The sequence below is a fragment of the Streptomyces sp. NBC_01352 genome (genome assembly GCF_036237295.1).
GTDB classification, from domain to species: Bacteria; Actinomycetota; Actinomycetes; order Streptomycetales; family Streptomycetaceae; genus Streptomyces; species Streptomyces plumbiresistens.
In genome coordinates, this window is record NZ_CP108354.1 from 153,619 (window position 1) to 178,098 (window position 24,480).

Below are 24,480 nucleotides of genomic sequence, written 5' to 3' on the forward strand. Positions count from 1 at the left end.
ATCCTCACAGAACGCGACCTTAACCCGCCATCCGGCGCACATGGAACGCCCTGACGCAAACCACCTTCCAGGTCCGGCAGCGGAGCCGATCGCACACGTGATCGCTGCCAGGGCCCGCTGAACGCCGCCCTGGCCACACAGCCGCAGCACACCATTGGCGAGCTACACAGGTACGGCCCGTCCCAACGCTCAGGGCGTCGCTGGCCGCGGTGACGACGAAGGGCAGGGCGAGCCGCGCCGAGGACGAGACCTTGCCAGGTCGGGTCGGGCGGGGCAGCTGGCCGCTCTGGCACACCGCACCGCCGCTCGCTCACACGGTCTCGCGCACGGTGCATTGTGGCTTGTGGCTTGTGGCTTGTGACTGATGGCCAGGACCCCGGTACCGGCGGCTCGAACCGTGCGTGGCTCATCCTCTCAAGGAAGGCCTCGGCGTGCGCCCCGCCATCAGGCCCGCCAGAGCTGCCCGCGATGAGACTCCCGTCTTGCGGTAGACCCGGGAGATGTGGGTCTCGACCGTGCGGCGGCTCAGGCAGAGTCGTTCGGCGATCGCCGGGCTGGTGAGGCCGTCGGCGACGAGGTCGGCGATCTCCCGTTCGCGGGCGGTCAGTTCGGCAAGGCGGCGTTCGGGCCCGTCGGCGGCGGCAGCCACCGACGGGCCGACCACTTCGGCAAGACCGGTCAGCATCCCGCACCCACCGGCCACGGCGAGCCGCCGTCCCCGGTGAAAGGCCGCCTGCCCGCGCCGCGAACCGTCCGGGTCCGCCGCCAGCAGGGAGGCGCCGAAAAGCAGGGAGAACGCCTCCCAGAACACCGCTGCGCTGCGGGCGCTCTCGTCGGCCGCCGCCACGAACAGGTCCGCCGCCGCCCTGTCGTCACCGAGACCGAGGCGTATCTGCGCGGCGCTGCGCATGGCAGAGGCGCGCTGTACGGGCAGATCGAGCCGCTCGGCCTCCTCGCGGGCCCGCTCGGCCCAGTCCTTCGCCGCGTCCAGGTCCCCCATGGTGACGGCGGCGGTCACCAGGACCTCCATGAACAGCGGCCGCATCGAGGGCTGCATCCGTCGCAGGCCGGGGCCGCCGGCGCGCTGGACCGCCTCCCGGGCACGAGCCGGGTCGCCTGCAGTGAGCGCCGCGTAGCCGAGTACACACCAAGCGATGGACGCCCACCAGTTGACGCCCAGACCCGCCGCGGCCACCGCCTCCTCGGCGGTGGCCAGTGGCCGCGGATCGCCGGGCGGGCAGGCGTCGACCAGGGCGTGGGCCCTGGTGGCGAGGACGAAGGCGAGCAGTTCGTCACTCCCGATGCCACGGGCGATGTCCTCGGCCTCCTCGGACAGTTCCACCGCCGACGCGAGCTGGCAGGTCTGGGTGCGCACGTGTGTCTTGCACAACAGAAGGTGGGGCAGGAGGTAGATCTGGCCGGTGCGGCGGGCAATGGCCAGGCCCCGATCGGCGTGCCGCTCCGCGTCGGCGAAGCGCTCCAGGAACGCCTCCGCCCAGGCCAGCCGTACCAGCGGCTCGCACAGGCCGGTCAGATCGCCGTCCGGCAGCGAGTCCACGAGGGCCGCGGCCCGGCGGGTGAAGTCGTCCGCCGCGGCCGTCTCCCCCTCGTACGCCTCCCCCAGCGCCGCGACGCTCAGCGCACCCGCCACCCCCGTCTCGTCCCCGAGGGAGCGGGCTACCTCCAGGGTGTGTGCCATCTCGGAGCGCACCGCCTGGTACGAGGTGTCGTGCGGGGCCGAGGAGCCCAGCTCCAGGCCCAGCGCCACCTGGTCGGCGAGCGACGGCGCGGGATCAGTACGGTGCAACTCGCGGCGGAGCAGGGCGACCGCCTCCGAGTAACGCCCCAGATGGCGCTCCATGACGGCGCACAGCACGACAGCAGACGCCCGCGACCCCGTCCCGTCGCCCGGGTCGGGCAGGGCGATCACCTGGTGCAACAGGTCCCGGCTCTCCCGGAGCCGACCGCCGACGCCCAGCGCCCGGGCCCGCCGCAGCATCAACTCGCGCCGTCTGGCCGCGTGTTCCGGCGTGTGCGGAAGATGCCGCAGCACCACCTCAAGCCAGTGCGCGCTGCTCGCGGGCGCCGTCTGCGCGGCCTGCTCGGCGGCCTCGTCCAGCACCGCCGCCGCCCGCGGGTCCCAGCCGGACAGCGACTGCTCGGCGTGGTGCGCTCGCTCGGCCAACGGGGCGCCGGTCCGGGCGAGTTCGGCGCCGGCGAGCCGGTGGATCTCCGTGCGCTGCCAGGGGTCGGTGCCGTCGCGGACGAGGCTGCGCAGCACGGGGTGGCGCAGCGCGATCCGCCCGTGCGTGCCGGTGCGCAGCAGGTCGCGCCGGGTCAGTACGGCGAGATCGTCGGCCAGTTGCCCCGGCTCGTGGCCGGTCACCGGGCCGAGCAGCGCGGGCGTGGCGTGGTCGCCCAGAGCTGCCACCACTTGGACGAGTCGGCCCTGCGACGGCGTCAGCGGGGTCAGCTCGTCGAGCAGCAGCGCCCCGAGGCCGGTCGTGGACAGTCGGCTCACCGACGCGCCCTCGCGGTGCGCCTGGAGCAGGCTCAGCAGGTACAGCGGGTTGCCCTCGCTCGCTGTGAAGAGCCGTACGGCCTGGTCGCGGGCCAGGTCAGGGGTGAGCAGTTCGACGCAGTCCCGCTCGCCGAGCGGGCCGAGGACCGTCCGCAGTACCGTGCCGGTCTCCGTGCCGCGGGTGAGGGTCGCGGCAAGCGGCGCGGGGCTCTGCCGGTCGCGGCGGGCGAGGACCAGCAGGACGCGGGCGCGCACGGGGTGCCGTACGAGATGGTCGAGGAGTTCCAGCGACGCGGCGTCCGCCCAGTGCATGTCGTCCAGGACCACGACCAGCCCAGACGCCGCGGCGTGGGTCAACAGGGCGGCGGTGGCCCGGTGCAGGTGGAAGCGGTCCGTGCTGCGGGGAGCGCCGCTCAGCACCGGGGCGACCTCGGCAGCCTCCGGGAAGGATTCGACGACCTCCGGGGCGAGGTCGGAGAAGGCGTCGGTGAACGGCTGGAACGGGATGTGACGTTCGTACTCCGTCGCCCGGCCGCGCAGCACCGCCGCCCCGCGCCGCGTCGCGGCCAGACACAGCTCGTGGACCAGCCGGCTCTTGCCGATGCCCGCCTCACCGCCGACGTCCAGCACAGCCGGGCGGCCGGGCACGTCCCCCACCAGGTCCGCCAGCAGCCGGTCGAGCCGCGCGAGTTCCGCCTCTCTGCCGACCAGCGGTGTCCGTTCCGTCGTCATACCCTCACGCCCCCGCGACAGTTGGTGCTTCCGCACATCCTGTCGTACGCCACTGACAACCTGTGGGTTCGTGTCCTCGATCTCACACCGCGTCGACGGCTACGCGTCGACGGCGAGCCGCCGGCCCGAGCGGGTGGGCTTCGATCAGCGCGGAACGGGCAACCCTCGTCTGAGTGGGACGGGTGGGCCGAACTGATGCTGGACGGTCAGGCCCTCCGGTTCCTGTCCGGCCTGCTGCGGACTCGACGCCGTGGGCTTGCACCCGGTGGCGCCGCCTCTCGGCGGACCGGCAGGCCTAGCCCGAGTTTCCTAGATAAGTTGATCTTCGAGGGCATCGCTGCAGGTCAGCTTGGCTTTGAGGGGTTCATAACTGTATGACCCAAGCTTGACGAGCGCTTGGTCCTGCGGTGGTGTCTGGTTCGCAGATCAGGCATCTCGCCAGGGGGTCGCGCTAGCTGGGCGGCCACCGGAGAGCGTGCCGACCGAACGACATCAGCGGCGAGCCGGGCCCGCGCACCCCGTCCTCGTACCGCCAGTAGCTCAGGCCGACGGCCCCGGAAAGGAACCCGGCGAGGAAGCCCAGCGCCAGCGGGCCCACCGGGTTGGAGGCCCCCTCCTCGGCCACTTGCCCGCCGACCTCGAAGATCGCCACCCCGAAGCCGAGCGCCGCCGCTACCCCGGCCAGGCCCAGCACGAGCCACGCCCACCGGCGGCTCTTGGTCGCCGCGACACTGAGCACCTTGAACTTGAGCGGCTTTTGACAGCTCCCGCATTCCAGCGCCTCCACCCGCCGGCCCTTCTCCGGCCGCTCGATGTCGATCGGATAGAGAGCAAACTGACGGACGACATGGCTGCTGTGGATGTCCTTGGACACCATGTGCGCATATCTCAGACCTGGATACGGCCCCAATTCCCGCTTACCCATAGCAGTCTCCCTAGATCAGATATCTGTTCGGATCGCTCCGATAATCGATTAACCCGTCCCCACCAGCTATTTCGTGAATCCGCGGCCCTGTCGGTAGCCGGTTCTCCACATGCTCAATCTCCGTAACTCGGTGAGCGCAGGACGTCGTTCACGTCGAAGCTGAACGTCGGCGTCGGGTACAGCGGGTCGGGCACACCCGTGGCGTCGGGCACGTCGTACGGGTCGGCGGTGGGCTTGCCCTCGGGGCTGCAGACCTGCGGCGCCGCTGGAGGCGACAGCTCATACATGGCCACCCGCTCGGTCCTGAATTTCACGTCCCCGCCGGCGATAGTGACGCCCCCGGACCCGGTGCTGATCTGCTCGGGCAGTTCCTTGCTCCTGAGGGGCCTGCCGACGTACACCGCGGCCAAGGCCCCCACGCAGACGCTGCGGTCGCCGGCGTAGAGCCTCTCCGGCGGTTTTACGAGGCGCTCCTTGCGTCCGTCGACGCGCAGCTCGGTCCGCTTCACGGAGTCCATGTCGAAGTAGTAGTCCGGCGGGGCCTCCGTGGCGCTGGTCGTGTACTCTCCGGCGCCCGCCGAGCCGTAGGTGAGCTTCCAGAACTCCACCTGAACGGTGACCGTTTCGCACAGCGGGCCGGAGTAGCCCTCCAAGCTCTCGTCGATCGTGACCGGGTCCTTGGAGGTGTCGACGCCTGCGGCGGGGACATCGGCCTCTATTCGCACCCAGCTCACAACCTGTTCCGTCGTCCACCCCCCGTTGGGGTGACAGCCCTTGGCGTCGGTCGGGTAGAGCGGGGAGGGCGTGGCCGACGGGGTGGTCGGGGCAGCGGTGGCAGTGCCGGTGGCGGTGGGCGTGGCGGCCGATGCGTCGGTGCCGTCTCCGTCGCCCGAGCAGCCGGCCGTCATCAGCGCGACGGCCGCCAGCAAGGCGGTGACCGGGGCGGCGGCATACCGATCCGGCCGGTTACGTCCCGTCGGGGTGACGGCGCGGACCAGCCACCGTACCCGGTCTCCTGCAGACTCCAGCAACGTCATCAGACTCCAGCAACGTCATCATCCCGACCTGTACTCAGTGGCTCTACCGGTCGCGCACGGTTCATCCTCGATCAAGACCCTTCCCTAAGCGGACGCTGAAGAGATCAGTAGAACTACGCAATCGGCTACGTATGTTCGCCGGCCGCGGAGTTGCCGCAGTGGCATCCTGGCCCTGCCGAGCCTCATCGCGGCCCGCTCGCGCTATGCCGAGGTCAAGGCCCCCGTCCACCTCGTCTACGGGGAGAACGACTGGTCCCGGCCCTCGGACCGGGAAGCCAACAAGGAACTGCTGCCCGCCGCCGACTTCACACAGGTCCCGAAGGCCGGCCACTTCATCGCCCTGGAACGGCCCGACGTACTGGCCGACCTGCTGACCGCGCTGGCGTGACTGCCTTGAGAGTGTCGTGGCCATCCCCGTTCGGGTGCAGTGCGTGACCGGGACCGGGTTCGACCATGTCGCGTGACAACGTCATGGCAGGCGAAGGAGCAGTACATGGCAGAAATGCAGATCGAGTTCGATGTTCCGGCGGAGATGCGTGACGGCACGGTGCTGCGCGCCGATGTCTACCGGCTCGCACCTCCAGAACACCCGGGGCCGGCGCAACACCAACACCGGAGGCGTCATCGCCCGCGAGAGCGAGGAGCAGATGATCACCGCGGTCAACCATATCCGCCACGGGCCGAACCACCCCAGCCGCCTCGTCCTGCCCCTCATCGACCGCAAGGACCAGCCGTGAGCGCCGCCCTCCCCCGGCCGCCGTCCGGGTGGCCGATGCAGTAACGCTGGTCCGAGGGTCACGCGGTGGCTGTGGGCTCGCCGTCGGGGACTGTCACGGCCCAGGTGGCCATGGTGTCGAGGACAGCGCGCAGGCCTTCGCCGAGAGGGGTGAGCCGGTACTCGACCCGCGGGGGGATCTCCGGGTAGGCGGTGCGGGTGACGATGCCGTGCCGTTCGAACTGGCGCAGCCGACTGGTCAGGGTGTGCGGGCTGATGCCGGGAAGCGCGTCGCGCAACTCTGTGAAGCGGTGGGGGCCGCGAAGGAGTTCGCGCACGATGAGGGTGGCCCACGGGCCATCGAGCAGGGTGATGAACCGGGCGACGCCGCACTCCGGGAGACGGTCAGCAGTCATGGTTTGCTCTTCACGCCGACTGCGCGCCGGTGCTGATCTGTTGGGTGAGCTTGAGCAGTTCTTCGACGTGGTAGATCTCGGTGATCTTGCCGTCGACAATGCGCATGATGTCCTGGCCGTTGATATCGACCGGCTTGCCGCTGGCGGGGAACCCGAAGGCGTCTCCTGTGTGGGTCGCGGTCATCCGCCAGTGGAGGACCACCCAGCCGCCGGGGAGCTCCTCCTGGAACAGGATCCGGTGCTGCCTGTCGGTGAATCCGTCGCGGGTCGCGGCGATCAGCGCCCGCATGCCGTCGATGCCCGAGGCGGCGTCGGCAGCGGGGTTGCGGTCGATCAGATCCGGGGCGAACACCTCATCCGCCCCGGCGACGTCCCCAGTGTCATAGAGCTCCAGCTCGCGTGCGGCGACCCGCAACGCGGGGGTCGTGGCCGAGCGCACCATCTCGCTCGCGGTGTTGGCCGTACTGATCGCAGGCATGAGGTCCTCCGTGATGTGTGGTGTGGGCTGACCCAGCTACGGTTCCCCTACGGAGCCAGTTACATCAAATGAACTAATGGGAGGCGCATGTGTGATCTGGAGCACTCCCCCGCCGGAATGTCCGATTGAGCGCTCCTGACATTGTTGGACGGGCCGTGGGCGGCGCCGATCGCGTCCGTCTACAATTTGCCCGTCCTGAAATCCGCACTGCTCTTGAGGACCGCGGAGTCCATGGTCCAGTTCTCAGGCTGAACCCTCTCCCAGAGGCTTCCCTTGCCAAGTTCCCTTCCCAACTGGTCTTCGCGGCGGAACCACTCCTCAGCGCTCCTGATCCTGTTGGGGTGGATTTCGTCGAGCAGGGCGTAGTCCCTGGTGATGATTCCGTGCTTCCACACGTTCCAGAAGCCCGTGAAGTTGTCACGGAAGCTCATGGTGCTCTTGTCGTTGGGATCGGCGTTGTATCCGGCAGGGTGATCAGCGATCCCCTTCAGGTCCGGACTGTTCCAGTATGTGTCCAGATCGGTGTCGATGTACTGGGCCGGATGCCCGGTGACCTTCTCGAATGCCGCAGCCATATCGGTGTAGGTCATGTGCTCGATGGCGACTTCGAGGTCCATGCCATTGGCCCGCTCCGGGTGATCGAAGAGCCAGCGGACATAGAATCCGCAGTCCTCGAGAGCCACGTGCGGAACGGCTCCCTCGCCGAGCGGGACTCGCCAGGTGACGACGCCGTCCTCGACGCTGGGTTGCATGGGCGTGAGCGGCGAGATCACCATCTCGATGTAGGGGCCCGACGTGAAGACCGCCGCTCCCATGCGGTCCCTGTTCCTCTCGTTCTGGAACAGCACCCATTCGGCCATGCGGCCCTTGCCGTCATAGTGGCCGGTGCGGAACCTGGAGTCGTAGCCTGACTTCTTGAGGGCATAGTCGAGGTTTCCGTAGACGAAGAACTTGATTCCTTCTTCGATCGCTATCTCATAACTGCGGATGGCCCAGTAGGTCTCGGCCTTCTCGCCGGTGTTGAACCCGTCGATGTTGATGAACGCCCCGTCACAGCCGCGAAATCCTTCGCGCAGCACGTCCTCGTCGGCGAATGACCCTTCGAGGATGGAGACGTTGCCGAGCGCGAGGAGAGCCTGGGCCCGGGCGGAGGTGGCATCCCGGGTGAGGACCCGGACGGAGTACTTCTTGTCGGCGACGAGAGCGCGAACGATGGGTATACCTTGAGCCCCCGTGCCGCCTACTACGAAGATGGTGGAGGTGGCATGAGAAGACATGATCTTTGACTCCGAGGTTGAGTATGGACGCGCTCAGCGCGCGCTGGGCCGGCGCGTTCGGGGCTGATCTCTACAGCAACTTGGCGACCAACGGCACCAACTGGCTGACGCCGCGTGGGTGCGGATCATGAGACGTTGGAAACCATTCGGTTTCCACCACGGTACACCGATCGGTTTCTAAGCGGCAAGCGCCCGTATCCCGACCTTGGCCATTGACTTGTGCGGGGCGCCTGTGCGCTCGGAGAGAGGACGCACCGCGGACTACCAGGAGTCCCAGGGCCAGTTCAAGGATGAAGACGTTGGGGATGTTGAAGCCGGGTTGGAGACCGGCGGCGAGGACGATCGGGCCGAGCCGCATCCGGTGGCCCTGCAGGGCGAGCACGTCGCCGCCTTCGACACGGCCGACCCTGCCACCGGTCCCGGCTCAGAGCCCGCGCTCCGCCGTCACCCGCCTCACCGCGTCATGGCTTGGGTCGACGATCGGAGGGGTCCGTCGACCGCGCGCTCCATACAGGCCGTCGCGGTCATGCCACCGCGTTCAGCAGGTCGGCCACCACTTCCGGGTTCTCCAGTGCGATGAAGTGGTCCGCTCCCGGTATTTGTGTGAAGTCGGCGGCGGGCAGCAGCTTCTTGTTGGCTTCCCGGTCCGAGGGCCGGGACCAGTCGTTCTCCCCGTAGACGAGGTGGACGGGGGCCTTGACCTCGGCATAGCGCGAGCGGGCCGCGATGAGGCTGTGCATGTTCCGGTACAGAGCGCGGGCGACGGCCGGGAAGCCGGGACGCCTGCCCACCTGGAGGAGCTCGTCCAGGTAGTCATCCCGGAAAGCGGTCTTGTCGCCCACGCCGCCCTGCAGAATTCTGCGAAGAATGGGCTTGGGTTCCTGCCGGGCGATCACGGGGCCCACCCCCGGAGCGATGATCCCGCCGATCACCACACGGGCGAGGAAACTCGAGCGGGCGATTCCGTCGCGGTAGTCGTACGGGTTCACCGAGACGACGCGCCGCACCCGCTCCGGGAGATCGGCCGCGGTGGTCAGGGCGAGCACTCCCCCCAGGGACTCCCCGACCAACGTCACGTCGTGGAGGTCGAGTTCGGTCAGCAGCCGTTCGACGCCCGTGCGCATGGCCGGCTCGTCGTACGAGGCGCCGGGCACGATCTCGGAGTAACCCATCCCCGGCAGGTCAAGGGCGTACACCGTGTACTGGTGCGAGATCAGGGGGATGAGGTGCCGGAAGTGCTCGGCCTGGGTGCGCACGGTGTGCAGCAGGACCACAGGGGCGCCGGTGCCCGCCTTGAGGTAGCGCAGCGTTCCCTCGCGGCTGTGGCGTCCTGCACGTGGGGCGATGGTGTGGCTGGTGGTCCCCGGAATGTGAATCGTGGGACGTGACTCATGGTCGGGCATATCGCCGTTTCCTTCTGCGTGAACTGCGCATAGGTGATGCGGATACGGTCGGGCCGGGGGTGGCGCGAGGCCACGACCCTGACCGTGGTCCGCGGCCTACTTGGCCAGCTGGGTGTACAGGTCGGCCAGGTCACCGGCGAGGCCTGCCTTGACCTGCCGGGAGATGTCGTCGGCGAGCACCTCGTATGCGCCCGTCTCAATGCCGTTCAGGGCGAGTGCGGCGACGTCACGAGGGTCGGACTTGGGTGCGTCGACGCCGGCCGCCAGGTCGGTGTCCACGTATCCCACATGCAGTCCGGTGACAGCGATGCCGCGCGGCTGGAGCTCCAGGCGCAGGGAGTTGGTCTGCGACCACAGGGCGGCCTTGGAGGCACTGTAGGAGCCGCCGAGCGCCAGCCAGGACAGCACGGAGTGCACGTTGAGGAGGTGGCCGCCGCCGTTGCGCTCGATGACCGGCACGAAGGCCCGGGCGAGCAGCAGCGGGCCGTAGAAGTTCGTCTCGAACTCCCGGCGCACGTCGTCGACCGGGGAGTCGAGGAAGGACGCGCCGACCGACGCGCCGGCGTTGTTGATCAGCACGGTGACGTCTTCAGCCTGCGCGGCGGCCGCCGCCACGGAGGCCGGGTCGGTGACCTCCAGCGTCACCGGCACGGCGTCGGGGTGCGTCACGCTGCGCGGGTCGCGGGCCGTGGCGTACACCTTGCCGGCCCCACGCACATAGAGCTCCTCCACCAGCGCCTTGCCGATGCCCCGGCTGCCGCCGGTGACGAAGACGTTCGCGCCCTTGAGTGCGGTCATGACGTACTCCAAAGTAGACAGAGATGGGAAACCGATCGGTTTCCACCACAGTAAACCGATCAGTTTCATGGTGCAAGTCGAAGCAGGAACTGATTTCCAGGTGCCCCCATCAGCCCGGACTCGATGACCTGCTGGCGGCGAGCCTTGAGCGACGAGCCGCTTACTACGCCGTCCGTCTCCTGCCTGAGGCGGGCGATCGGCGTTCCGCCCGGGAGCAGATCCTGCACGTCTTCGAGCAGCTGGAGTCGCAGGCGGGAGCGCCCGAATTCAAGGGCTGTGCGTACCTGGCTGTGCAGATCGAGGTGAACGATCACAGTCACCCCGCCAGCCGGGTGGCCCACCGGGTCAAGGGGAACCTGACGGCCTTTTTCCGAGCCGAGGCCGAACGGGGTGGGGCGAGCGATCCGGAACTGCTGGCCCGGCAGTTGATGGTGGTCTTCGACGGCGCCGGCGCTCGTGCGGGGATCGGCGCCAACAGACTGACGGGGCTCGTCGCTCCCACTGTGGCCTAAGAACTGCGGTGACCGGCGGCGACGAGAGGGTTCGGGCTGCCGAGCCGGTCTACGAATAGACCTGACCGCTCAGGTGGGCAACAGCTTTCAGCGACCCCAACTGCCGCCCATTAGATCAAGGGCCGCGAGCGGCGCGTCGCGGTCGCCGAGGAAAAGACGTACTCCTCCCGCGGCCACCGGGCCTACCTGCACCAACGGAACGTCAGGGCTTGCAGCAGTGATCGCCGTGCTTGCCGGAGGCGTCGGTGGGGTCGGCGGCGCCGCTTTTTGGCAGAAGCTCGCGGGTGCCTGCTACCCAGGGAGGCGGAAGCCGTTGAAGAGGTCGTCCATGCCGCGCAGGGCCAGGCGGTCGGGGGTGGCACGGACCGTGAGGTCGCGGGCCGCCACCGCGAGCGGGTTGCTGAGGGCGCCCAGGCGGCCGATCCGGCGGGCGCGGACGCGGACGGCGTCGGTGCGGTCGCGGCGGGCAGCGGTGTACGCGGCGAGGGCGGCCGGGACGGAGTCGGTGCTGTCTGCGCTGTCTGTGCTGTCTGTCCTGTCTCCGGCGGGCACCAGGTGCGCGAGGACCACCGCGTCCTCGATGGCCTGGCAGCCGCCCTGGCCGAGGTTGGGGGCCATGGCGTGGGCGGCGTCGCCGAGCCAGGCGATCCGGCCGTGGTGCAGGTGGGGAAGCGGGGCGGCCAGGTCGTAGAGGTCGTTCTGAAGGACCTCGGCGGGCTCGAGGCGGCCGACGCGGTCCAGCAGGGCCGGAATCGGGTCGTGCCACGAGCCGAAGCGGTGGCGGAGTTCGGCGCGGGGGTCGGCTGACCGGGTGCCGGCCGGGACGACCGCGGTGGCGTAGAGGTACAACCGGCCGTCGGAAAGCGGGGTCACGCCGAACCGTTCACCCCGTCCCCAGGTCTCGCTCATGGCCGGTATCCGGAGGTCCGGGGCGTCCACGATGGTCCGCCAGGCGGTCTCGCCGATGTAGTGCAGGCCGGGGTGGGCGGGGAAGTATGCGTGGCGCAGCGGGCTGTGGATGCCGTCGGCGGCGACGACCAGGTCGGCGGGAAGGTCCGGGCCGACTGTCGTACGGACGGTCGGGTGGCCCGTGGCGTCGTCTACACCGGTCACGGCGGTGCCGTAGCGGAGGGTCTCCGGCGGCAGGGCAGCGGCCAGGGCGGCGCTGAGGGCCGGGCGCGGGACGGCGATCGGGGGTATGCCGTACCGGGCCGCCATGTCCGCGGTGTCGGTCCGGGCGAGCCACTGGCCGTCCGAGCGGCGGAGGCCCATCGTCGTGGCTACGGCGCTGCCGGCGGCGCGGGCTGCGTCGATGCCGATGGTGTCGAGTGCGCGCAGGGCGTTGGGGGCGAGGCCGATGCCGGCGCCGGTGGTGGGGGGTTCGGGGGCACGTTCGCAGACGGTGACGTGCCAGCCGCGACGGTGCAGTGCGATGGCGGCCGTAAGACCGCCGATTCCGGCCCCGGCCACCACCGCGTGACGTTTCGGCATGGAACACCACTTCCGTTCGGTTCGAGCACCCTCCGCAGTTGCGGAGCCCTGACTCTGCGACTGCGGAGTCAGGGCATGTTCAGCCCTGACCGCCGCACCATCATCGCGGACACCGCGATCGCCACGATGAAGGACCGTGGGTAACCGCCCCTGGGCGCGGACCAGTCGGCGGTACATCAGCCAGGCCGAGCTCCGCACTACCATCCGGCGAGGGGCGATGCTTGCGAGGTGGAGGCCAGCCAGGTAGACGGTGGCCGCCTGTGATGCGCACGCACGACGGTGGAGCCGACCGCGACGACCCAGTCCAACTCACCCTCACCTCGGCGTCGGCCTGGGCGACCAGAGCGGTGAAGATCCGCTCCCAGGTGACATCCATCCCCCACCAACCGCAGCCATGGTGAGCGCCCTTCCACGAGCCGTACTCCGCCGGAAATCCTGCGGAGGCTGTGGGGTGGGCGGCGGCCGAAGCCGCCGCGAGACGGTCAGGCGGCGGGCTGCCGGCCCTGGTTGTCGAGGTGGCAGCGGGCGGTCAGGCGTCAGGGTCGACTTCGGGGTGCGTGAACCGCACGGGCTTGCCCAGCGACCGGGCGTAGGCGATTTCGGCTCGAGTGCTGTCTCCGATGTAGTCGCCGACTACGAGCACCTCATCAGCGAGCCGGATCTTCGCCCGGTGCAGATCATCGAGTCGAACCTTCAGCGCCTCGGCCTCGACAGGATCGGAACAAAGCTCGTGCGGCGACTTCATGTCACAGCCCGGCTTGACGACAATCCTTCCGGCTTTGGTCTCCCGCAGATCGGCCTCGGTCATCTCGGTCATGAAACGGGTGGAGCCGCAGATCACGACGATACGCGGAAGGCTCAACAGCTTCTTCGCGTCGGCGAGCTTCTCCTCGGGGGTGAGCGGTTGCGGGTATGACACTGGTTCCTCCTGGTGGTGTGGTCCAAGGGGCGTCTGCGGAGACGAGAACGAGGGTGTCCAAGATCGTCTTATGGTCGAACGACGTGGACACCCTCGCGACAGCGCTCTATGCGACGACCGACGACATACTGAAAAGAGCATCCCGACCTGGCGCCGTGTCTTCCCCTGGCGCCCGCCGGTCGGCATTACGCCCCGCCCGAGCGATGCCGAACTGGTCACTCGCCATGATCCATGGCCATACTCGACTTCACCTCCGAGGCCAAATGGCTCCCCCATGCCCGTGCCCACCTGCGCCACCTCTTCCCGTACCTGCCCCAGCAGCCCGGCTACAACAAGCGGCTGCGCAAGGCCGCCGGTCTGATGCGAAGCGTCAACCGGATCCTGGCAACCACCACCTCGGTGTGGAGCGACGCCGGATGGGTCGTGGACTCCAACCCCGGTGGAATGCGGCCGCTCCCGCGAGACCGTCAAACCCTCCGACCTGACAGGCTGGGCCGAATACGGCTACTGCGCCAGCCCAGCCGCTTCTTCTTGGGCCTGCACCTGGTGTCCACCCTTCAGGGCCTACCCATAGTCTTCGTCCTGACCGGGGCCAAGGCCGACGAACGCGAGACCCTCCTCGACCTCCTGGCCGCCGAATGCGAGCCTCTGCGAGAGCGCCGCGGACAGACTCTCATCGGCGCCAAGAACTACTTCGGCCGTGGTTTCGAACGCGAACTGTCCGAGCGTGGAGTCCAGTTGCTGCGGCCGGCCCGTAGAGGTGAACGGGAACGGCCTGGGGCAGCCCTGTTCAAGCCGCTGCGGCAGGACGCCACCACCTCCTCCCGCGTCTACGACTTCTTCCGCTACGTCGCATACGGCGGCCCTGCCCTGCTGATCGGCGTCGCCCTCTTCACCCTCGTCTGCTGGCCGGCCGGCGCGGGCCTGCGCCCGCTGCGCAGGCTCCGATTGGTGCGGTCGACGGCCCCGGCTCGTCCGCCGGCTCGCCGTCCGCCTCCGCCCGCGACCGGCGCGGCCTGCGCCGGTCGGTTGCCGCCGAGGCCGTCATCGGTGTCGTGGTCCTGGCGATCACCACGCTGCTCAACCGGAACCCAGCCCAGCCGCGCCGCCGTCCAGAGCACCGCCCAGGCCGCCGCAGCCCAGGAACCCACGGCGCGGGTGGTGATGCTGCCGTTCGACGTCGGCATCCCGAACGGCACCGGCACGGTACAGATCACCTTCTTGCCCGGGCGCGTCGGTGACAACACCGTGGAGGCCCTGGTGTACGGGCCCGACAAGGGCATCTCCAGCGTCCCCGAACTCCGGCTCACCCTCACCCTCACCCTCACCCTCACCCAGCGTGCCCAGCGGATCGGCCCGTTGGACGCCAAACTCGCGGACCGAGGAGGCTATTGGGCCACCGACCGCCTGCGGCTTCCACTGCCGGAACGCGCTTGAGGGCAGCGAACCGTGGGCCGTCCGGCGCCGGGGCGTCACCTGTCCTTGCAGGCCGTGGCTTTGAACTCCGCCAGGGGGACGGTGATGGGAGACTCGTCGCCGTCTGCCGAGATGTCGTCGTAGCGGACCGTTCCCGGGCTGAGCCGGTCGAGGTCGGTCAGGTCGAAGGACACGCTCCGCGATGACCACGAGTTGTCCTTGGTCCAGCCGTAGAGGAGATAGGTGCTCTTGGGAGCGAGGGGGGTGAGAGCTCTGGTCGTGGCCCAGCCGGGGGACGGAGCCTGGAGGTTCCAGGTGGCGAGACCTGCTGTGAGAGGGCGGGCAGCGGTCCATGAGCCGACAGCCCTCTGCTTGTCGACGTCCTCGCTGTCCACGTAGACAGTCGCGCCATCGATCCGATGACCGCAGACCATCATGACGCCGAGCAGATGGCCATCGTCGGACACGGAGATACCGGCGACCGCATCGACGGGAACGCTGCACCCAGTGCTCACGGTCACTGCCAGGGAGGCCGCGACGATCCCGACCACGCGCCGGAATGCCGAGCGTGAAACGTTCGACCGCATCGAGCCTCCTGCCCGGGAGGTCGCTGCCCGTACTCCCTGCACCTCGGATGGTAAGGACGATGCGCGTCGAGCCGCAGCGTCGCCACCCATACGTTGCGCCCTCGTTGTGACCTTGTAGCCCACCGGTCCAGGGCTCACGCGACGCGGAAGGACGCAGTGCGTCAACGCCGTACTCAGAACACAGCGGGATCTGCCGGGCGCGCCCCCGGTAGATCCCGCCGCATGTCGCCGATGGTTCAGGCGACCAGCGTGGGAACCCGGCCGCGGGCCGGTTTCGGTTCGAGGACGCGCTCGGCCAGGTAGCCGAACAGGAGCCCGAACGCCGCCCACAGCACGGCCTGGACGCCGATGGAGGCCAGGCGGAACTCCCACAGGTCGGTGGCGGGGAAGCCCTTCGGGGTGTTCTCGCCGGACGGCAGGACGACCATGGCGACGGCCACTGCCGCGACGAAGGCCCCGCCGGCGGCGATGGAGGCGTTCCAGTTGCCCCACGCCACCGCCAGGCGACGGCCCAACAGGACGGCGCCGATGCCCAGCAGAACGCTCAGCGCGATCATCAGGACGAACAGAATGGTGCGCTTGTCGAGCGTGTCGGGGTTGCCGACGGCGGGCGGGTTCGCCGGGTACTTCAGGATCGGTACCAGGTAGACGAGGAGGAATCCGGCGAGCCCGGTGAGTGCCGCCGTCGCCCGGGCACCGAACCGGCCGATCCGGCCCAGCGCGAAGCAGAACGCCAGCGCCGCGATGCCGCCGATGGCGACGCCGAAGACGAGAACGCCGGTGGCGAGACCGGCCGTCGACTGCACGGACCGGCTGACGAGCTCCTCGCCGCCGTGTTCATGGGAGTTGGCCTCTTCGAACGCGATGGCCGAGTCCACCGGGCCTTCTCCGACCAGGTAGGCGAAGACGAAGGCGAGCAGGCCGGCGGCGACGCCGGCGAGCATGCCGCGCACCAGCAGGGTGCGTACGGTGACGGAGTTCATGGATGAGGACCCGTCAGTGGCAGGGGAAGCCGAGGAGGTGGCGGGCGTCGTGCACCCACTCGTGCACGCCCTCACCGGAGACCAGCGCGGTGGCGCCCTGCTCGGCGCCGACGAAGTACAGCAGGACGAGCATCAGGACACCGACGAAGACCGCCCACGGGGCGATCGCCCGCAGCGGCAGCGGCGTGAGGGTCTGGGTGGTGGGAGTAGGGGCGGCAGTGGACTGCGCCATGGCGAGACCTCCTCGGGAACATCGCGTCCCGCGTCGTGTGGAGCACGCGACGACGGCGTTGGGTCTGACTCACCACCACCTCCGAAGAGGGGGCGGCACACAGTGGCGCGACCGTGCCGGGCTTGCACCGGCTTCCGTGGCGCCGTCGTCCTTGTCGCCCCAGAGCGTAGGGGCAAATGGGGCTTCGGCCAACATGGCGTACGCCACCTACCATGAACCGACCTCAGCCACCCGGCGAAAGAGTTTCATGACCGTCCGCCTCACCCTGCTGTGCGCCGCCGCCCGCGCGGAACGCGACGTGCGCTTCGCCGACGTGCCCCTCGACGATCGGGCGCTGCGACAGGCGAAGGCGATCGCCGGAACCCTCCCCACAGCGGCCACCCTGTACACGGCGCCGTCGCAGCGATGCACGCAGACGGCTCAGGTGCTGGGGTGGGACGCCGTCACCGTGGAACCGGCGCTGCGGGACATCGACATGGGGTCTTGGCACGGCCGGACGCTCGACGAGGTAGCGGCGAGTGACGGGCCCGGCCTCGTCGCCTGGATGTCGGATCCGGGAGCGGCGCCGCACAGCGGCGAGTCCGTGGCCGAGGTGTGCGAGCGGGTCTCCAGCTGGCTCGACGGCCTGTCGAGTGATGCGGGGCGGGTTCTGGCGGTGGTCGAGCAGGCCGTGGCGCGTGCCGCGGTGATCCGCGTACTGAACGCGCCGCAGCGGTCGTTCTGGAACGTGGACGTTCCGCCCCTGACCGCCGTCCAGCTCACTGGCCGAGGCGGCCGCTGGAATCTGCGGATGGGTGCCGTCGCCGGTGGTTCCTGAGCTCGTCCTAGGAAGGGGTGCGGGCCGCGATTCCTTCGACGAGGACGTCCAGCGAGAACTCGAAGAGCGTGTCAGGCGAGTCGGGCTCCAACTCGCCGGCCTGCTTCAGGTTCGGCAGGCTCTGGTCTGCCTCGGGCTGCAGCCAGGGCGGCGGGACGTGGAGCAGGTCCGTCGGGTTGAGATGGGCCGGTGGCCGGTCGTACAGGCGGTCCTGCAGTTCCACGAATCCCACGACCAGCCGGATCGTCTCCATGCACGCCCGGTAGGAGTCCGGCAGCGACAGGCCCACGTCCGCGAAGAATCCGATCAGGGCGTCCACGTTGCGCAGCATCGCAGGATGCCGGGCCATGGTGATGTTCTCGCTCAGGGCGAGGGTGGTCATGCCGGGGTGATGGCGGTAGTGCGCGCGCAGGTCCCGGCAGTACGTCCGCAGACTGTCCCGCCATCGCCCCGGCTCCAGGTCGGGCGGCTGCCAGTCTGATTCGAAGATCTCTGCGGCGACGGTGATCAGGTCGCGCCGGCCCTCCCAGTCGCGGGCGAGGGAGGGCCGACACGTGGTGACCAAGAGCGTCCGAGCCGGTCCGAGTCGGCCCTTCGCAGAGATCAGTGGAGACTGCCCGTCCTGAGGCAGTCGCTCGGCCTTGCATGTGGCAGTAAGGACACGGCTTCAACCGGCGGTTGGATCGTAGGCGCTGATGACGTACAGGGCTTCGTCGTCGATGGCGTTCTTGTCCCAGTCCAGGGAGATCCGCACCGGGTGCCCGTCGTCGGCGTACGCCGCCTCCGTCGTGTCTGCATTGTCGCTGCGCGCCTGGCTCAGTCGCTTCAACAACTCGCCGATCGTGGGTAGTTCATCGGGGACCTCCTGTGCCTGCCGCCGACTGTCTGCATCCGTCCCGACTGCCTCCGTCACCCTGCCGTCCCGGACCTGCACCCGGAAGGTCCCGGCCAGGACCTGGGTGGTCGATGTCAGCGTGTAGGTGTACGAGGTCGGCTCCTCCCAGGTGGTCTTCTGCTCGCCCACCTCGGCGGTCTCTGCGGACGTCGAAGAGCCGCAGGCGGTGGTCGCACACAGCAAGGCCCCGGCCAGCGCGGTGGAGAAGACGAAACGGGGCCTGCTACGTACGGCGGTCATGGTGGCTCCCTTGGAGTCGGTTACCGCTGTGACGCCGGTCGGCTCGGGAACGTTCAATGCGGCGGGCGGGCCGTCGCCTTGCGGCAGCGGTCGTTGGGCCCCAAGGCGACGGCGCGGAACGTCAGCTCTCGGACGAGGCGGTCCGCCGCTTGACCAGCCACCAGGCCCCGCTGCCGAGCAGGAGCAGGACGACGACCACACCGACCACGATGCCGGAGGACATGCTGTCGTCCTCATCGGCCGCCGTGTCACTGGCGGCCGCCGAGGCGTCCGTCTGAGTCGGGGTGGCGGCGGGTGTGGAGGCGGGCGCACTGGGCGTCTCGCTCGCAGTCTCCGTCGGACTGGGGCTCACCGGCTTGGCCCCCGGGGCCGCCGCTTTCAACTCCAACAGGGGTGCAGGCTGTTCAGCCTCCGCGCCGCCCGTGGGCAGTTCGATCCAACGGGAGACCTCGCCGTCGCTGTAGGTCTCGATCGTCTTGAACGCGATCTCCTTCGCGTTGGGCAGCTGCCGGACCTTGATCTTGTGCTCGGCGTCGACGCCGGCCTTCAGAGCGGGGCCGCTGACGGCATATCCGTCGTTCGTCGCCTTCAGCTCCCAGCCCTTGGGGGCTTCGTCGAGCGTCACGTCACCGGGAGCGATGCCCTTGGGCAGCACAACGCGCAGCTCGGTGAAGCCCGCGGAGTCGGACTCGGCCTCGGAGACGAAGCTGAGGGTGACGTTCTCGGCCAGGGCCTGGGCCTTGTCGGCTTCGACCTCCGCGTGCGCGGCGGCCGGTGGGGCCAAGGCGAGCGTAGCCGTCAGTGCGGCGGCGCCGGCGAGTGCGATCCGGCGGCCGGCATGGGCCGGCAGACGGGGGGTGGACATAGACACAGGGGGACTCCTTGCTGGTACGGAAAGAGCCGGCCCCGCAGACGTCAGGGACCGGTGAGGGACTGGAGGCGCTCCCGCCGCGGTGGTCCCCTGCGCACCACCGCGTGCTCCAGTACGTCATCCCCTGCGTGCGCCGCCACCTCGAAGGGGGCTCCCGGCCGCCGGTCGGGCAGCGCCAACACCATGTGCCCGGTGTCGTGGACCGGTCGCGGCAGCACCGTGGCCAGAGCCGCAACAGCCGCCCTGGCCACGGTGCCCAGTGTGCCGAGGGCGGCCGTCATCCGTGCGTCCGCCCGGTGCAGCAGCCAGGCCACGACCAGCGCGGCAACCACGTGCACGGTCGTCATCGCTGTCCCTGCGTGATGCCAGGCGTGACCGTCTCCGACCGCGGCCGTGCCGTGGCCGATGTGCATCGCGTGTCCCGGCGCCACGGCCTGTGTGTCCCCGTCCACGTAGGACAGTGCAAGATGCAGCACGCCCTGCACGGCCAGCGTGAACACGACGGTCGCCGTCGGCGCGTAGCGGCGGCGTGCCAGCGGCCATACCGCCGCGAACTGGGCCACGATCGATGCGCCCACCAGCCGCCAGGGGACCGTGCCTTCGGCGATCGCGTGATGGCCGAAGGTCGCCAGCACGGTGCCGAGCACGGCGAACAGACCGGCCCGCGCACACGTTCCCGCGCGGCCGGCCCGGCCTGCGGGGGCACGCATCTCGTGCCCGCTCACGTGATCACGTGGCACGGTCGCTCATCATTCCTGACCGGTCGGCATCCGTCCTTCAAACAGCCGTACGAGCCGCTCGGTCAGGCTCGCGCACCGATCGCCTCGGCGAGCCGGTGCGGCGTCCGCGTGGAGAGGTAGAGGTAAGGGGTGGAGTCGTCCGGGTCGACGACCTCGACGCGCACCGCAGTGGTGATGAAGCTGCGCATCACCATGAACGCCCGCAGATCGGCCTTGTACGTCCGCCAGGCCCGCGCCTCCTCGCCGTCGAGGACCTCCGGCTGTCCCAGTGCGGCCAGCGGGATGCGGGCGTCCGTCACGAACAGTGTGTCGCCGGTGACCCGGATACGCTCCGATCCCTGCGCGCTGACGTACATCCCGGCCAGACAGGTGCCGATGCTCAGGGCGATGAGCGCGGCGATGGTCCCGTAGGGCAGGAAGATCAGGGCCAGGGAGAGGCCGAAGAGGACGGCGATGGCCCACCAGGCTTTGGGGGCGGTCAGGCGTTCGTCGTAGACGAGCCGGCTGGTGGAGGTCACGGGCGTTCACCTTGTCGTATACGTCGGTTCGGGTGGGGCTGTTCACAGGGGCAGGAAGGTGCTGGCGCGGGGGTGGTGGGCCAGGGTCGCGCCGGTGTCGATCTCGTGGAACCAGGCGTGCAGGTACAGCGACCGGTCGGCCAGCCGGGGCACGAGGCACGGGTAGTTGCTGAGCACGTCGAGTTGCTTGAGCACGTGCCAGTGCCCGGCGGCGGTGACGTCTCCGGTCAGCGGGGCCGGATCGTCGTCGGACTCCGTGATACCGGAGGCCGTCAGGCTGTCGTGCATCGCCGCGGTGACGACGTCGCAGTGCGAGTGGCCGCAGACGATGATGTCCGAGACCTTCAGTTCGTTGACCGCGTACTCGATCGTCCTGGATTCGCCGGTCGGCGTTTTCGCGTCGTAGGGCGGTATCACCCCTCCGTACGTGCGCAGTTCGAAGAGGTCTCCGGGCCGGGCGGCGGTGAGCAGGGCGGGCACGACGCGGGCGTCGGAGCACGAGATGAGCATCGCCCGTGGCCGGTGGGGCTGGGTGAGGCCGGCCAGGTGCAGGGTGTGGGCAGCCGCGCGGGCACGGAAGACACGCACCTGGTCGATCAGATACTGCATGGTGTGCTCTCCCCGCGCCGTCAGCCGGACAGCCGGGCATCGATGAGCGCCTTGAACGCCTCGTAGGACGCGGGGTTGGCGATCCGTTCCCCGTCGAGGAAGAACGTCGGTGTGCCCTGGACGCCCAGGCCGAGGCCGTCGCGCTGGTCGTCTTGGACGCGTCCGGCCACGTCCGGATCGGCGAGGTCGGCGTCGAACCGGTTCATGGCCAGGCCGAGTTCCTTCGCGTAGCCGCGGAAGACGGACTCCTTCGAGTCCTGCGACTCGCCCCACTCCTTCTGGGTGCTGAAGAGCTTGGTGTACATCTCCTCGAACTTGCCTTGACGGGCGGCGGCTTCGGCGGTGCGGGCGGCCAGTTCGCCGTTGCGGTGGCCGGGCATGGGGAAGTAGCGGGCGACGAAGGTGACGCGGTCTCCGTACTCCTCCCGCAGTTGCTCCACGGCCGGGTAGTACGCCCGGCACGCCTCGCACTCGAAGTCCAGGAACTCGACGAACGTCAGCTCACTCTTCTTCGGCTCGGTGAGGCGGTGGCTGTTCTCTCGGACGGGCAGTGCCTCGGCGGCCGGCTGTGCATCGAGGCCGCCGCTGTCCCGGTTGTCCGGGGCGAGCAGGAGGTAGGAGCCGATGGCGAGGGCGAAGCCGGCCATGAGGACGGCGGCTGCGATCAGGTTCTTCTTCAGCTTGCTCATGGTTCCTCGGTGGGGGTAGGCGTGGAGGGGCGGGCGGGTCGCCGGTCGCGGGCGTGCAGACCCGCCAGGTAGGCGTTGTAGGCGGCGAGCGGGTCGTTGTGGTCGCCGCGGTCGATCTGCCGGTCCACGCGGCGGGCCTCGCGCTGGTCGGAGCGGACCCACTGGATGGCCAGGATGATCGTGGTGATCAGGACGGGGATGTCACCGGTGGCCCAGGCGATGGCCCCGGCGTCGTACTGGTCGTCCATCGGGTACTCGACCCAGGGCCGGTCGAGCGCCGACCACCAGCCCTCGCCGATCAGCGCGGTCGAGCTCATCAGCGAGATGCTGAACCAGGAGTGGAACGGCATCGTCAGGATGAGGACGAACAGCCGGCCCAGATGGGGCGGGCGGCGCGGGCCGGGGTCGATGCCGATGACGACCCAGAAGAACAGCAGGCCCACGGCCAGAAAGTGCACCAGCATGAACATGTGGCCCAGATGGCTGCGCATCAGGGTCTCGAAGAGCGAGCTGTAGTAGACGACGAAGGCGCTGCCGATGAACAGCACACTCGCCACCACCGGATTCGAGACGAGCTTGACGTATCGGCTGTGCAGCAGCTTCATCAGCATCTCGCGCGGACCGTCCGGCTCCCCCTTCGGGGCGGCGGGCAGGGCCCGCAGGGCGAGGGTGGCGGGGGCGCCCAGGACGAGCAGGATCGGCACCGTCATCGCGAGGATCATGTGCTGGCCCATGTGCACGCTGAAGAGCACCTTGCCGTACGTGTTGAGCCCGCTCATCGTGGCGAGCACAGTCACCACCAGGCCCGCGAGCCACGAAATCGTCCGCCCGACGGGCCACTTGTCGCCCCGGGCGCGCAATTTCCGTACGCCCGCCAGATACAGCAGCGCGGCGGCGGCCGTACCGAACGCGAACAGCGGGTCGAAGTGCCACTGGGTGAACAGCGGTGTCCACGGGAAGTCGCCGAGCGGAGGCGGTGCGGCGAAGCCCAGCAGCTCCTCGGTGGGCGAGAGCGAGGCGTCACCGGCGCCGGGGACGGGAGTGCGCGACAGGCCGACGGCGAGACCGATGGCCGCGGCCATGAGCAAAAGTTCACCGGCGGCGAGCCGTACGAATCCACGCCACCGACCGTCCTTGAGGGCGGGCAGTGTGCGGCGGCGATGCCACCATCCGATGCCGCCCAGCACGGCGAGCGCCGCCGCCTTGGCGAGCACCATCAGCCCGTAGCGGCTGGTGAACACCTCACCCAGGGACGGGAATCGGACCGCGGCGTTCACGACGCCGCCGGCCGCGACAGCGAGCAGCGCCCACGCGGCGAGCGGACTGAAGCGCCGCACGGCGTCCGCCGCCTGTTCTTCGCGGCGCGCGGCGACGATGAGAACGAAGACCAGACCGCCGACCCATACCGCGACACCGACCAGGTGCAGGGCGAGGCTGGTGACGGCGGCGTCGTGATTGCCCGCCGCCGAGGAGTGCCCGGTGAAGGCGGGCGGGAGCATCCCGGCCGGCGCGAGGACGAGCGCCAGACGGGCCCAGCGGGCCGTGCCGATGCCCACGCAGAGCGTGGCGATCACGCCTGCGGCACCCGCCATCAGCGCGTACGAGCGTCCCTGGGCGTCCGTGGCGACGAAGTCCGCCACCACCGCGGGAGACACGATCTCGCCGACCGGCTGGGCGAACAGGTCCGAGAGCGTGAACACCAGCGCGGCGACCGCCGCCGCGGCCCACAATCCGGCAGCTGCGGCGGCCCAGTTGAGGTAGCGCAGTTGGGCCGGGCTGAGCTTCTTGCCGCCCGGTAGCAGCACGACGACCAGCAACAGCGCGCCCACGGTCGCCACGGCGGCCGCGTCCGTGAGGGTACGGGCAACCGGCAGGCCCCACGCGGTCAGCGCACCCGCATCCGGAATCCCGGGGATCTCGACCGCGGCCCCGCCACCGGCCCACACCGCGAGCGCCGTGACGGCGACGGCCAGGCCGACGGATCCGGCCAGCACGAGCGGCAGCTGGGGCAGCCGCCTGGCCCTGGAGGTGGTCTCAGTGGCCATGACCGGCTCGCCTTCGTCGTACGGCGTACGTGCCCGCGGCTGCCACGGCCAGTGCGCCGGCACCCGCGAGGACGGGGACGGCCGCGCCGGAGGACTCCTCGTCACGGTTGTCCGGCGAGGGCTTCTGGGCGGCGCGGGGAGCCGCCGCACCGGTCTGCTCCTCGGCGCGCGGGGACGGACTGCGGCTGTCGGCCTCGGCGACGGTGAAGGTGTACGAGCCCGAGACGGGGTGACCGTCGGCGGAGACGACCCGGTAGCCCACCGTGTACCGCCCGGCGCGCGAGGTGGGATCGACAGCGAGCGTGACCTGTTTGCCCGAGACCTGCGGCTCGCCGTCACCGGCCGACTTCCCGTCCGAGGTGGTGACGGCGACCTTGGCGTACTTCTGGGTCATCGCGTCGCTGAAGGTCAGCGTGACGCGCGGAGGCAGTCCGGCGAGTTCGGCGTTCGCCCCCGGACTGCTGATGTCGAGCTCGGTGTGGGCCGCGGCCCGTGGGGCGGCGGCGGCCAAGGCCGCCAGGGCGGCCGGAACAACAAGGGCGCGTGCCGCCGTGCGGACGGCACGCCGGTCGGTGACGTACATGACGCGGGACTCTCTGTGACCCCCGGCAGCC

General features: G+C 69.7%; 25 protein-coding genes and 2 pseudogenes. 5 read left to right on the forward strand and 22 right to left on the reverse strand.

All coding sequences use genetic code 11. The features are described from left to right. Positions 1 to 406 precede the first annotated feature (406 nt). The 3 genes from OG252_RS00835 to OG252_RS00845 form a co-directional block, all read right to left on the reverse strand. Complete coding sequence (locus OG252_RS00835; RefSeq protein ID WP_329332890.1) at positions 407 to 3,253, reverse strand: helix-turn-helix transcriptional regulator; 2,847 nt, start codon at positions 3,251 to 3,253, stop codon at positions 407 to 409. A 451-nt stretch (positions 3,254 to 3,704) separates the two neighbouring features. Next, complete coding sequence (locus OG252_RS00840; protein WP_266452758.1) at positions 3,705 to 4,130, reverse strand: hypothetical protein; 426 nt, start codon at positions 4,128 to 4,130, stop codon at positions 3,705 to 3,707. Positions 4,131 to 4,291: 161 nt separating this feature from the next. Beyond that, positions 4,292 to 5,215: a hypothetical protein gene (locus OG252_RS00845; protein WP_329332893.1), complete on the reverse strand. Its 924-nt coding sequence runs from the start codon at positions 5,213 to 5,215 to the stop codon at positions 4,292 to 4,294. A 172-nt stretch (positions 5,216 to 5,387) separates the two neighbouring features. Here OG252_RS00845 and OG252_RS00850 point away from each other — a divergent pair. Together OG252_RS00850 and OG252_RS00855 are read left to right on the forward strand one after the other, a co-directional pair. Then, positions 5,388 to 5,603 (forward strand): annotated as a pseudogene (locus tag OG252_RS00850) (alpha/beta fold hydrolase); the annotation flags it as partial. Between the two features lie 172 nt (positions 5,604 to 5,775). Further along, on the forward strand, positions 5,776 to 5,952 hold the full coding sequence (locus OG252_RS00855; RefSeq protein WP_329332896.1) for a hypothetical protein: 177 nt from the start codon (positions 5,776 to 5,778) through the stop codon (positions 5,950 to 5,952). 58 nt (positions 5,953 to 6,010) lie between these two features. On the opposite strand, the gene OG252_RS00860 is transcribed toward OG252_RS00855, so the two are convergent. The 5 genes from OG252_RS00860 to OG252_RS00880 all read right to left on the reverse strand — a co-directional run bounded on the left by OG252_RS00860 (position 6,011) and on the right by OG252_RS00880 (position 10,302). Beyond that, complete coding sequence (locus OG252_RS00860; protein WP_266452750.1) at positions 6,011 to 6,346, reverse strand: winged helix-turn-helix transcriptional regulator; 336 nt, start codon at positions 6,344 to 6,346, stop codon at positions 6,011 to 6,013. Between the two features lie 10 nt (positions 6,347 to 6,356). Further along, a complete protein-coding gene (locus tag OG252_RS00865; RefSeq protein WP_266452748.1) occupies positions 6,357 to 6,824 on the reverse strand; it encodes an ester cyclase in 468 nt (155 codons plus the stop codon). Between the two features lie 179 nt (positions 6,825 to 7,003). Further along, positions 7,004 to 8,101 carry an NmrA family NAD(P)-binding protein gene (locus tag OG252_RS00870; protein ID WP_329332899.1) on the reverse strand — a complete coding sequence of 366 codons (1,098 nt, stop codon included), beginning with the start codon at positions 8,099 to 8,101 and terminating at the stop codon, positions 7,004 to 7,006. A gap of 524 nt (positions 8,102 to 8,625) precedes the next feature. Next, positions 8,626 to 9,504: an alpha/beta fold hydrolase gene (locus OG252_RS00875; RefSeq protein WP_329332901.1), complete on the reverse strand. Its 879-nt coding sequence runs from the start codon at positions 9,502 to 9,504 to the stop codon at positions 8,626 to 8,628. Positions 9,505 to 9,600: 96 nt separating this feature from the next. Continuing rightward, positions 9,601 to 10,302 carry an SDR family oxidoreductase gene (locus OG252_RS00880; protein WP_266452744.1) on the reverse strand — a complete coding sequence of 234 codons (702 nt, stop codon included), beginning with the start codon at positions 10,300 to 10,302 and terminating at the stop codon, positions 9,601 to 9,603. 23 nt (positions 10,303 to 10,325) lie between these two features. Here OG252_RS00880 and OG252_RS00885 point away from each other — a divergent pair, with 23 nt between their 5' ends. Further along, positions 10,326 to 10,814: a hypothetical protein gene (locus tag OG252_RS00885; protein WP_329332904.1), complete on the forward strand. Its 489-nt coding sequence runs from the start codon at positions 10,326 to 10,328 to the stop codon at positions 10,812 to 10,814. 291 nt (positions 10,815 to 11,105) lie between these two features. Here the strand turns inward: OG252_RS00885 and OG252_RS00890 are convergent, their stop codons facing one another. Both OG252_RS00890 and OG252_RS00895 read right to left on the reverse strand, forming a co-directional pair. Continuing rightward, positions 11,106 to 12,305 (reverse strand): FAD-dependent oxidoreductase, encoded by a 1,200-nt coding sequence (locus OG252_RS00890; protein ID WP_329332906.1) that lies wholly within the window; start codon positions 12,303 to 12,305, stop codon positions 11,106 to 11,108. A 529-nt stretch (positions 12,306 to 12,834) separates the two neighbouring features. Further along, on the reverse strand, positions 12,835 to 13,224 hold the full coding sequence (locus OG252_RS00895; protein ID WP_329332908.1) for a hypothetical protein: 390 nt from the start codon (positions 13,222 to 13,224) through the stop codon (positions 12,835 to 12,837). A 62-nt stretch (positions 13,225 to 13,286) separates the two neighbouring features. On the opposite strand from OG252_RS00895, the pseudogene OG252_RS52235 reads away from it, so the two are divergent. Continuing rightward, positions 13,287 to 14,031: pseudogene (locus OG252_RS52235) on the forward strand (transposase); the annotation flags it as partial. Between the two features lie 665 nt (positions 14,032 to 14,696). Here OG252_RS52235 and OG252_RS00905 read toward each other — a convergent pair. From OG252_RS00905 to OG252_RS00915, 3 genes are all read right to left on the reverse strand, one after another. After that, entirely contained in the window at positions 14,697 to 15,107 is a 411-nt protein-coding gene (locus OG252_RS00905) for a hypothetical protein (RefSeq protein WP_266452732.1), read from the reverse strand. Positions 15,108 to 15,463: 356 nt separating this feature from the next. Then, complete coding sequence (locus OG252_RS00910) at positions 15,464 to 16,210, reverse strand: CbtA family protein (RefSeq protein ID WP_266452730.1); 747 nt, start codon at positions 16,208 to 16,210, stop codon at positions 15,464 to 15,466. Between the two features lie 13 nt (positions 16,211 to 16,223). After that, the gene (locus OG252_RS00915; RefSeq protein WP_266452728.1) at positions 16,224 to 16,442 is read right to left on the reverse strand and encodes a CbtB domain-containing protein; all 219 of its coding nucleotides are present in this window, start codon (positions 16,440 to 16,442) and stop codon (positions 16,224 to 16,226) included. 247 nt (positions 16,443 to 16,689) lie between these two features. On the opposite strand from OG252_RS00915, the gene OG252_RS00920 reads away from it, so the two are divergent. Continuing rightward, positions 16,690 to 17,259, forward strand: coding sequence for a histidine phosphatase family protein (locus tag OG252_RS00920; RefSeq protein WP_329332915.1), 570 nt, complete (start codon positions 16,690 to 16,692; stop codon positions 17,257 to 17,259). Between the two features lie 7 nt (positions 17,260 to 17,266). Here the strand turns inward: OG252_RS00920 and OG252_RS00925 are convergent, their stop codons facing one another. The 9 genes from OG252_RS00925 to OG252_RS00965 form a co-directional block, all read right to left on the reverse strand. Continuing rightward, entirely contained in the window at positions 17,267 to 17,824 is a 558-nt protein-coding gene (locus tag OG252_RS00925) for a TetR/AcrR family transcriptional regulator C-terminal domain-containing protein (protein ID WP_329332918.1), read from the reverse strand. Positions 17,825 to 17,926: 102 nt separating this feature from the next. Then, positions 17,927 to 18,394: a DUF6174 domain-containing protein gene (locus tag OG252_RS00930; RefSeq protein WP_329332919.1), complete on the reverse strand. Its 468-nt coding sequence runs from the start codon at positions 18,392 to 18,394 to the stop codon at positions 17,927 to 17,929. A gap of 121 nt (positions 18,395 to 18,515) precedes the next feature. Beyond that, positions 18,516 to 19,259 (reverse strand): DUF1775 domain-containing protein, encoded by a 744-nt coding sequence (locus OG252_RS00935; protein ID WP_329332921.1) that lies wholly within the window; start codon positions 19,257 to 19,259, stop codon positions 18,516 to 18,518. A 50-nt stretch (positions 19,260 to 19,309) separates the two neighbouring features. Next, a complete protein-coding gene (locus OG252_RS00940; RefSeq protein ID WP_329332922.1) occupies positions 19,310 to 20,005 on the reverse strand; it encodes a hypothetical protein in 696 nt (231 codons plus the stop codon). A 62-nt stretch (positions 20,006 to 20,067) separates the two neighbouring features. Then, positions 20,068 to 20,523, reverse strand: coding sequence for a DUF3093 domain-containing protein (locus OG252_RS00945; RefSeq protein ID WP_329332924.1), 456 nt, complete (start codon positions 20,521 to 20,523; stop codon positions 20,068 to 20,070). A 42-nt stretch (positions 20,524 to 20,565) separates the two neighbouring features. Further along, positions 20,566 to 21,132 (reverse strand): carbonic anhydrase, encoded by a 567-nt coding sequence (locus OG252_RS00950; protein WP_329332925.1) that lies wholly within the window; start codon positions 21,130 to 21,132, stop codon positions 20,566 to 20,568. A gap of 20 nt (positions 21,133 to 21,152) precedes the next feature. Then, a complete protein-coding gene (locus tag OG252_RS00955) occupies positions 21,153 to 21,821 on the reverse strand; it encodes a DsbA family protein (protein ID WP_329332927.1) in 669 nt (222 codons plus the stop codon). Further along, positions 21,818 to 23,866 (reverse strand): cytochrome c oxidase assembly protein, encoded by a 2,049-nt coding sequence (locus OG252_RS00960; protein WP_329332929.1) that lies wholly within the window; start codon positions 23,864 to 23,866, stop codon positions 21,818 to 21,820. Before OG252_RS00960 ends, OG252_RS00955 begins: the two co-directional genes overlap by 4 nt. Next, positions 23,856 to 24,449, reverse strand: a complete 594-nt coding sequence (locus tag OG252_RS00965; RefSeq protein WP_329332931.1) for a copper resistance CopC family protein — start codon at positions 24,447 to 24,449, stop codon at positions 23,856 to 23,858. The genes OG252_RS00960 and OG252_RS00965 overlap by 11 nt, the downstream gene beginning before the upstream one ends. Between the last annotated feature and the right edge of the window lie 31 nt (positions 24,450 to 24,480).